Source organism: Nitrososphaera sp. AFS (assembly GCF_009898475.1).
GTDB lineage: Archaea > Thermoproteota > Nitrososphaeria > Nitrososphaerales > Nitrososphaeraceae > Nitrosopolaris.
The window spans coordinates 1-10,113 of the sequence record NZ_QURE01000081.1; the positions used below are offsets into that span (position 1 = coordinate 1).

Annotated in this window: 8 protein-coding genes; 4 read left to right on the forward strand and 4 right to left on the reverse strand. The window is 36.4% G+C overall.

What is annotated here, in order from left to right:
- Positions 1-703: 703 nt before the first annotated feature.
- Together DYY65_RS08680 and glyA are read left to right on the forward strand one after the other, a co-directional pair.
- Complete coding sequence (locus DYY65_RS08680; RefSeq protein ID WP_162477570.1) at positions 704-952, forward strand: hypothetical protein; 249 nt, start codon at positions 704-706, stop codon at positions 950-952.
- Positions 953-2,597: 1,645 nt separating this feature from the next.
- Complete coding sequence (glyA, locus tag DYY65_RS08685) at positions 2,598-3,917, forward strand: serine hydroxymethyltransferase (RefSeq protein ID WP_162477571.1); 1,320 nt, start codon at positions 2,598-2,600, stop codon at positions 3,915-3,917.
- Positions 3,918-3,964: 47 nt separating this feature from the next.
- Here glyA and DYY65_RS08690 read toward each other — a convergent pair whose 3' ends face one another.
- The 4 genes from DYY65_RS08690 to DYY65_RS08705 all read right to left on the reverse strand — a co-directional run bounded on the left by DYY65_RS08690 (position 3,965) and on the right by DYY65_RS08705 (position 6,388).
- Positions 3,965-4,390, reverse strand: a complete 426-nt coding sequence (locus tag DYY65_RS08690) for a hypothetical protein (RefSeq protein ID WP_162477572.1) — start codon at positions 4,388-4,390, stop codon at positions 3,965-3,967.
- A 292-nt stretch (positions 4,391-4,682) separates the two neighbouring features.
- Positions 4,683-5,450, reverse strand: a complete 768-nt coding sequence (locus DYY65_RS08695; RefSeq protein ID WP_201449422.1) for a CDGSH iron-sulfur domain-containing protein — start codon at positions 5,448-5,450, stop codon at positions 4,683-4,685.
- Between the two features lie 56 nt (positions 5,451-5,506).
- Positions 5,507-5,776 carry a ubiquitin carboxyl-terminal hydrolase 14 gene (locus DYY65_RS13050; protein WP_162477573.1) on the reverse strand — a complete coding sequence of 90 codons (270 nt, stop codon included), beginning with the start codon at positions 5,774-5,776 and terminating at the stop codon, positions 5,507-5,509.
- Positions 5,777-6,070: 294 nt separating this feature from the next.
- The gene (locus DYY65_RS08705) at positions 6,071-6,388 is read right to left on the reverse strand and encodes a hypothetical protein (protein WP_162477574.1); all 318 of its coding nucleotides are present in this window, start codon (positions 6,386-6,388) and stop codon (positions 6,071-6,073) included.
- Between the two features lie 346 nt (positions 6,389-6,734).
- On the opposite strand from DYY65_RS08705, the gene DYY65_RS08710 reads away from it, so the two are divergent.
- Positions 6,735-7,862 (forward strand): ABC transporter substrate-binding protein, encoded by a 1,128-nt coding sequence (locus DYY65_RS08710; protein ID WP_162477575.1) that lies wholly within the window; start codon positions 6,735-6,737, stop codon positions 7,860-7,862.
- Positions 7,863-8,658: 796 nt separating this feature from the next.
- Positions 8,659-10,101, forward strand: a complete 1,443-nt coding sequence (locus tag DYY65_RS08715) for an amidase (RefSeq protein WP_162477576.1) — start codon at positions 8,659-8,661, stop codon at positions 10,099-10,101.
- Positions 10,102-10,113 lie beyond the last annotated feature (12 nt).

Here is a 10,113-nt window from a genome sequence, read left to right on the forward strand (position 1 = left end):
TGTAGTAATGTTTTTGCACTGCAATGGCTGGAAACGCTACTCTAGTCAGACTGATTGTAGAACGTATTTTGATAATGGTACTTTAACTTATGCGAACAGGTATTCCCTTAGAGAGTGAACTCATAATCCTTCTAGTTATTCATACAACGATACAAAAGCATTTCAGAGTTTTGTTGAAGAGGTTAATAGCCCAATTATATACCATATTAATACAGACGGAATGATAAATGCCGTTCCTATAATAGCATATCATGATATAGAAAGCAGTAAAAAAATACCGTATGCTACAGATGTAAATTTATTTTTTCAAGAAATGAAGTACTTGCATGACAATGGCTTCAGAGTCATACGCTTATCAGACCTAGGGTTTGATAATAAGACAAACGTCCTGTATATAAGATAAAAACTACATCGAAACGAAGTTCTGTCCGCAAGTAAACCTAAACATATCTACAAAAGGCATACTACATTATTGTGACCAGTAATTCTGCAGGTTTCTTTAGCAGCGTATTTTCCTTTCAAATTAAGCACATGACCAATTTAACCAAGTACCATCCATATACGCCGCACATTAGAATACATTGATATCATAACGTTGATGGACCTGAGGCGAAAAGAAAAGAACCTACCCAATCTAAGAAACTGAGGGCAAAATTTCGCTCTAAACCATTATCTGAATTATTGAAATAAAGTGAAGTGAAATATGAATAGTTTTCACTCTCTAAAAAACAGATTATCCTTAGATGTCGTGAAAATGGTAGACAAAGGTGCAGCTAGAGATGGGATTATGATTCGTGTAGGAATGCTACTAATGTTAGACCAATTAGATTATGGTCGCGAGCTTTCGCAAGCATCAAGACCACATGAGGATGGTAGAGGTAGTAAAAACACCAATCGCATTCAAATTAGGCCAATATTTGAGAATGCTGCTGTCACCTCTCTCTATAACTAACTAATTAGGACACACTTTTCATTGCAATCATTACACATTACAAATTAGTTGATGCTCTTCATCCCTTCTTTCCAGTGCTTATAGAATCTACCGTATATATCCAATCATTGGTTTCGTAGAGTACTTACTGTTGTGTCTGCACTAAAAGAAATATTGTACTGCTGGAGGAACGATCGATCATCAAAATATCACGATATCTCTAATAGTGATGTTTTCTCATCTTAATATACATTAAATCCAGCTTGTTATGGCAGATTCATCGTTAGTATAACATTTAAGCCTCAAATTACTCAAGTCGCGCTCTAATGCCGCTTTATTGTCCTGATGCTCTTTACTGGATGTGTGCTGTGAAACATCCTTTATGTAAATATCGATCTCACATAAATTGCACGTGACAGATATTGATTGCATCTAAACTTACCAAATGGTACCGGTCTTTCTATCCAATTAATTAATATATATACTATGTAATAAAGGTCTTTAATCACTTTAGTATATGGTACCATTGTTCTAATATTATCTTCTTTACCTTCATTACTTGGCCGAGAACCATTCATTGCATTGCATAGTTAGTACATACTTGACGAAATAGAAATTAATTACAAAATAAAAAACAACAGATGGAACGAGAACGAACGAGATACATGAGCTTGGAGTATTACTACATTCAGCTCACGCTCTAAGAATTACTTTTCTAGCAAATGTTAAACCTCGTGGAAGTAAAGTCATGTTTTAGGGTTCGGAGGAGGCGAATAGATTCTTTCGAAATGATACAGATGAACTTTTAGGTCACTATTACTAGGGGTAATAGCAATCTAGCTATAATTGGTATAACAATAAGTCATTCAATCCAGTTGGATAGAATAATATCTATGAGAATTCGAAAGGAGCGCTGACCTTAAAATAGATAGATAAATTCCAAATCGAAAAATTCGAATTAACTACATAGTTAAAGCAACATGCTAGTATTTGCTACTGCTCGTTCTAGCTTGGCTGCTACTTTCCGAAAGACCGCTTAAGCAGCTTATGGCCTGTGGTTCTCTTATGCTTGTAAGCTAATCCTTTATCTATAATTTCTTTGTCACAAGTATTACAGCGATATGATTTCATCATCAATTCTTTGATTACTTTATACCTTAAAAGAGTTTTAACTATAGACTCTTCTGAAAAAACGTCATTAGTGTCATTATACAACCGAGTAAATCCTAGATAACTCGCGCTTTACTGCATCTGTTGTTGTAAAGGTATGTCAGTACTAGAAATGGATGATATTTGGTATCAGCTCTATTACATTGTGGCCTACTTTTGGGTCTCCCAACTATTTCCTAATTTGTATATTATTCAGGAGGGGAATAGTTTTTTGTTTTCATTCATACTCGTTTCCTGGCCCAAAACCTGTTACTATTATTAATGGTTTAGGCGTTACTGTAGATGTATTTTGCTATGACCACTTTATCCTCTTATAACCATCCATCAAAGCCTATTTCGCGCCCTTCTCATTTCTTTGATGGTACAGTACTACTATCTACTGAGAGGTCATTTATGTTTTAATATCGAGAGTAGCATATCAAATTACTATCCATATGAGCTCATAATGCGATATCTTAATTAGGACTAGGATAGGAAGGGTAGTTGCTATACAAAGTTGAGCGCCAAAGCTTCCTATGATAATATATTCAAGCTAATGAAAGAACACCATCAGTGGTTCAGTGTATCTATTCCACTGATCGCAAGTGAAAATATACCAAGTGCAGCAGTAAGAGAAGCACTAACATCGGACTTCGGTAACAGATACGCCGAAGGATGGCCAGGTGAGAGGGTTTATGCGGGCTGTGTATATATTGATCAGGTGGAAATGATCTGCAACGAGCTGGCAAAGAAGGTTTTCAGATCAGAGTTTGCAGATTGCAGGGCGACATCAGGCGTTGTAGCCAACCTTGCTGTTTATGCCGCTTTTTCACATCCTGGAGACTATATGCTGGCAGCCTCAATTCCGAATGGAGGACATATTTCGCATGGGAAAAAGGAGAATTTTGGCACTGCAGGCCTTGTTCATGGGTTAAATATAGAATACTATCCGTTTTCGAGGGAAGAAATGACGATAGATGTTGATCAGACCAAAAAAAAGATACAAGAAATGGCACGCGATGGAAGATCACCAAAACTTGGAATGTTTGGAGGCAGTCTCTTCCTTTTTCCTCATCCTGTAAAAGAGTTATCCGATTTCATGCATGAACATGGTATGTATATAAACTATGATGGGGCGCATGTAGCTGGATTAATTGCTGGGGGTGAATTTCAAGACCCGATGAGAGAGGGGGCAGATTCTATGACGATGAGTTCACATAAAACACTGTGGGGACCTCAGGGTGGGATTATCGTATCTTTAGAAAAGCACGCAGATGCAATCAAGAAGGCAGTTTTTCCAGGTAATACCAGCTGCCATCATTTACATCATGTTGCCGGCAAAGCCATTGCATTAGCAGAATCATTACAGTTTGGAAAAGATTATGCTAAACAAGTAATCAAAAATGCTCGGACCCTCGCTGAAGAGCTAGTCAAATTTGGCTTTGGCGTCTTAGGAGAGAAAAGAGGTTATACGGCCTCGCATCAGATTGCAGTTGATGTTTCTAAGTTTGGTGACGGCGGTTCAATTGAGAAGGATTTAGAAAGGGCCAATATCATTTTGAACAGACAATTATTACCTGGTGATATTAAAGCAGGAAGACATTATATGCATCCAAGCGGAGTGAGAATTGGCGTCCCTGAAACGACCAGACTAGGAATGAAAGAGGGAGAAATGAATGAAATTGCTAGTTTCATAAAGAGGGTAGTTATTGATAAGCAGGACCCACAATTAGTAGCAAAAGATGTTGCTGACTTTAGAAAACAATTCCAAAAACTTCATTATGCTTTTGACAATACGATTGGTGCATATGAATACATTAGCTTATTAAATAAGTAAACTAAGTAAATCTCAATTTTCAAGATTCGATAATAGTATAGTACCATTCATCTCCTAAGAATCTCTTTAATTCGCTCTTCAGGAAGGAGTATGTCTGTTAATCCGCTAGCAATCTTATCAATGTCTTCGTATATTCTATTATCAGAAATTCTAACTATATCTATAGCCCTGAGTTCCCAAATGTTACCTAGCGCATATTGAATAAATATTAGATTACTATAAACTACTTTACCAAGAGATGTAAGGATATATTTTTTATTGTGATCTTTCCTTATTATTAGGTTGCTTTGCACAAGAGCTCCCAATCTGTGATAATATTCCTTGTGAGTAAGTGACAGCTTTATGCGAATAGTATGGCTATCTGCTCCCTCATTGCTTAATTCTGATATTGCTACAAATATTGCTAGTGATTTATCATCTAGAATTGCTGCCAGTATGTCTCGTATACTAGGAATATCATCTTCTGACTCCAATATCTTAGCTGATGTTGATGCAGTACTATTGAGTTGGGGCTGTGAAATCTGATAAACAATGGGACACATATGCTTAAGCTATAGATCTTCCTTATTCTACTTTAGTAGACAGTAGTCTTGATTTATCATAAAAATAATTTATATATCCATGATCTCTATTGGCCCTCCTTCTCCAAATGGTCTATTTCCTAATTTGCAATTTCTAAGTAGACAGTTTTTCCATAATATTGCTTAAGACTTTATGTACTGAGTATCCCGCTAAAAACCAGAAGTAAGTTATATTAGTTCTTGATTAGTTCTTGTCATCTTTAAATTTAATTACTTTGTGCATGCCATCACAAAATGGTTTGATATTGGATGCACCGCAACGACAAAGAGTATAATGTTCTTTTGATGCTCCATCTCCAAATTGGATATTATTACCAATAAGTTCAACACCGCCAGTAACAACATACGGTCCATTTTTGGAAACTGTGACCATTGGATTTCTATCATTTTGATCTCTATGCTCTATACCATCAATTGAGTAGCTGAGAGCACCGGATGGGCATTTTTCTATTGTATCTACTATTTTATTTACTTCAGATGCATCAGGATCAATCCATGGCCTTGAATTGAGTTTGAAGACAGATGGTAAATTGTTTATACATTCAGCAGCATGAGAACAAATTCTTCTATTATCATGAACTGTAATCCTCCTGCCAAGATAGTCCTTCCTTTTATCTTTGATTATCTTCGTCTCTACACTATTACTACTAGTACTCTCGCCAGCTTTATTATCCGTTGAAAATCCAATTATTGAATGCGTACCATCACAAAAAGGTTTGTTCTTTGATGCTCCACATCTACATAATGCTACTCCGCTCACAGTAGAAAGTAGTTCACCTTTTGAATTCTGAAGATTTTCAACAGTTTTTGGCTTTAAATCGTTTAACAAGTAATAAGGGCCATTTGGAAGCGGAAGGATCTTTGGTCTTTCCTTGGTTATTACTAAACTACTGCCTTTGGCTGATTCATCTGTAAACATACTGTTACTGCCATTTGATTCCAATGATGACAATTTGTTTCTTCACTTATCTAATTACAAGTGCTATCATATACTAGATATATTTATTATCACTTCATAAACTTCTGGTCAACATAACACCATTTCCAGTTTTCACCGGGCTCATACGATTTAATGACAGGATGATGTGTTGATTTGAAGTGTTTAGTACCATGCTTATTGGGAGAAGAGTCACAACATCCAACATGACCACATGATAAGCATAAACGCAAATGTACCCAGTCAGAACCCATTTGGAGACATTCTTCACAACCGTTCGGTGTTTTTGCCTCTATGTTTTGATTTACTTGCTGAACATGAGCGCAGGTTTTCTCAGACATATCTATACTAATAGTATGGTTTATTGTTATATTTAAATTTGGAAGGAGCTTTNNNTTTAATGTTACCGTACGGCCGAATATTTCCGCAACTTTATAAAGATTACATAACATCTACTTTCTCCAAATACCAAATATTTGGCCATATAACTGCTTCAGATTCTAGATCTGTCATTTAAGATCATTGCTTTGAAGTAGAGGATTATTATGAATTATTACTTCCTAATGCGAATTTTCCAACATTCTAATTCTTGTTAAGCACTCGGTATGATGTTTAAAGCTTATTTATTGATTGATTTATTTAAGAAACTCCAATACAACTCCTCGAGCCACTGTATATTCAAAATGGTAACGCTCATTGTACAATAATGGTAATGATTCAATATTATTATCGTTACAGGTAGGACAAATTTTAACACTCAAGTTCTGGGTGTCGCCCATCCTATCAATGAAAGAGGCACACCAAAAACATTTCTGACATATTAAGAAGTACCTTCGTGTGCTCGGCCCTTCTTTTTTCTCATGATCTATTGTATTCTTCTTATTGGTCTGTTGAGCTGTCTCTTCTTCTGTTTGCAATGTTTCTTTGGTGCGAAGGTCAAAGATGGATGTCATATTTGGTTCCAAGTATGAGTTTAAGGAAATATAACTGCCCTCATAGATGCAAGCTATACAGATTATATGCCTTCTATACGTGCAATTCTGGCTAGAGGCCGGATGCTATTGCTAATGTTTAGAAATCAGAAACGGTAGTTAATTATATTTTCCGTATTTTTAACTTTGTCACTTCTAATTTATGGCTATTTATTGCCATCTCTTTTAATTAATATTGAAAGACTTCAATATACAGTGCTGATAAATACGCACAAACTCATGTTTATATGCAATAACATGCTTGCAAGTATCTAAATTTGCATGCATAGGATGGATAATATTCACCATCTTATAACCTTCAATAATAATGGATAATTACACAACAAAAAAACTAACAATAGCTACTATTGGAATAATACTTGCAGCAATGATTTTTTTACATTCACCAGTTGTCGGATATGCACAGACTTCAGGTACAACAAAGATCTTAAGAGTAGGATATTTTCCTAACGTAAATCATGCTCAAGCGGTAATTGGTTTTGGGACAGGAGAATTCCAAAAGGAACTTGGGAGCAATATTCAAGTACAGCCATACATATTCAATGCAGGTTCATCTGCTATTCAAGCTCTTCTTGCAAATAGAGTAGATGTCACATATGTTGGTCCAGGGCCAGCAGTAAATGGCTATGTTGCATCTCAAGGTAATGGTCTTAGAGTAATCTCAGGTGCTGCAAGTGGCGGTGTTGTATTTGTAGTGAGAAACGATTCTGGCATTAAATCTCCCAAAGATTTTGCAAATAAAGTGTTTGCTTCACCCCAACTCGGAAACACTCAAGACATAGCTCTTAGGAATTATCTGCATTCAAAAGGTTATCAAACAAAAGATAATGGAGGAAACGTGACTGTGACACCAGTCGATAATCCGACTATCCTAACTTTGTTTTTAAAGAAACAGATAGATGGTGCTTGGGTACCTGAACCATGGGGTGCAAGATTAGTTAATGAAGCTGGAGGGAAAATATTGGTAGACGAAAGCACCTTATGGCCACCGGATGGTAAGTTTGTAACAACAAACATAGTAGCCAGAACTGATTACTTGCAGCAAAATCCTGACGTGGTCAAGAAACTACTTGCAGCAAATGTTAATGAAACATTATGGATAAATAACCATACCGATGATGCAATAAAGCTATTTAATACTGAATTTCAGAAACTAACGGGTAAGACGATAAAGGAAAATGAATTGAAACAAGCTTGGTCACGAATACAATTTACCTATGATCCGCTAAAGTTATCTCTCTTTCAACAAGCCAACAATGCCTACGACATTGGATTCTTGGCAAAGGGAAAACCACGTCCAGACGTTTCAGGCATATATGATCTAACTCTTCTGAATCAAGTATTGAAAGAGAAAGGACTACAGACAATTGAATCTGGGGGAATAGGTACAGGAACAGGAACGAGTAAAGGTGGACTAGCAGAAGCTATTCCCTAAGGTTTATTTTTATTTACTTCTCTTCCAGATCCCTGCAACATATGAACAATTAGGTTTGGCTCTTTTCTTTTTAATATATTACTATTCCAATTAATTATCTTCATTGGCAGGCTTATACTTTAAAACATGTACCCCTATGGTTCTGGTTCAAATCATGATTATTGATCAGTCGGAATAATAAAAGTAAAGGTACTACATAGAAAAACAACGATTGATTATGAATATTATTTACTGGTATTGTTATCATTGATCCTGGAAATGAACCATCCATCATAAAATAGCGATAATATTATCTTTGTTCGCTAAAGCGGTAAGTTCGTTGTCGCCAACAATCTAGGCAATAATCTCTCCTCTTGGGACATCTCTGCAAATTCAGTCATATAGCTATTACATGAGGATACATGGTGCTTTATGATATCCGCACTCTGAAAATTTTGTTTTCAACACTTTGGACATATGTCAAAACATGATCTGGATATTCTGAATGTTTCAGTACCGGAACGTACGACATTAGAATTATAAGAGAAATAGATAATTTAAAATATTTCAATCATGCAGACGGTACTGCTTTAGCTAATTGTTACGTCAGAATAGCTCTGTTAACTTAAGGCATTCTATATAGGTAGTCATGTACTAACTTTATTGCTATGACGCTAGAAGCTAATTATGATAAGATAAAAGTGTTATCGCGACTATTGATTGCTAGCATATAAACTGACCTGTCGTACTGACATGGGCGCTCTCACCTATCTCCCAGAGTATAAACTTAAAAGACCTTGATATAAAATACTATACGATGGCTAAGAGATCACAGTTTTCTTTATTGTCTCTTAAAGAATTGTCAGAGAAAATACAGACAAGTGAAATAACGCCTGTAGATTTGACTGAGTTTTGTTTAGATAGAATTAGGAAACTCAATAAATCCCTTAATGCTTTTATCACCGTTGCCGATGAGAGTGATGCATATAACAATGCGGGATTAGCTGAAAAGGAGATCAGAAGTGGAAACTATCGTGGGCCTTTGCATGGCATTCCATTTTCTATAAAGGACATTATCTATGCAAAAGGTATCAGATGCACGGCAGGTTCAAAAATATTGTCTGATTATATTCCGCAGACTGATGCGACCTGTTTTAAAAAAATTAAGAAAGCAGGTGCAATTTTCCTTGGTACCAACAATTTAAATGAATTTGCATCAGGAATTACTGGAGTGAATCCCTTTTATGGGAATACAAAAAACCCGTGGGATATGTCAAGAATATCAGGTGGTTCTAGCGGTGGTTCTGCTGTTGCTGTTTCAACAGGGATGAGCCAGATAGCCTTAGGAACTGATACTGGAGGTTCCTTAAGAGTTCCATCATCGCTATGCGGAGTAGTTGGACTAAAACCCACTTATGGGCTGATCAGTAAACATGGTGTCTTCCCCCTGGCACCATCCCTTGATCATGTAGGATGCATCACTAGGAGCGTGTGGGATTCGGCGGCGATACTAGAATGTATATCTGGATGGGATCCATACGACCTAGCATCCAGCCGTAGAAAAATCCCTCAATATACAAAGATTATCGAAAAATCCGATGCCAAAGGGTTAGCTATTGGAGTTCCAAAGGATTACTTCTTTGATTATGTGGACTATGAAGTTGAAAGGCTTTTCAATCAATTCGTAGAGAATTTGAAATCATTGGAGTATAAAGTATCAGACATAGGTCTTCAGAATTATCAAAACTTCTGCAAAACCTGGAGAGATATCAGGTATCCAGAAGCGACAGCTGTGCATGAAGATTGGTTCAAGACAAGAACTGAAGGTTATAGCCTAGAAGTAAGAAAGATGTTGATTCTAGGAACAAAGGTATCTGCAATTGATTACCTACAAGCAAAGAAAATTATAAATGTAGAATTAAAAAAAGAGCTTCTAGCCATTTTAAAGGAGATGGTTGATGTTATTATTGTGCCAACAACCATTATTCCTGCTCCTAGATTCGATGAGCTGGATGTGATTGATATCGGAGGTACTGTTATGCAAACTAGGGAAGCTTTACTAAGAAATACTATACTGTTCAATAGCACTGGTTTTCCCGCTGTTAGTATGCCAATAGGGCTGACTAAAGATAAAATGCCAGTAGGAGCAGAAATAATCGGTCCTCCTTTTGGAGAAGAAAGAATACTATCGTTAGCATATAATTACGAATGCGTGAATCGTACGCATAAATTTAGATCTCCACCTTGCTCTCTCTCCTAATCCCAAATCAAA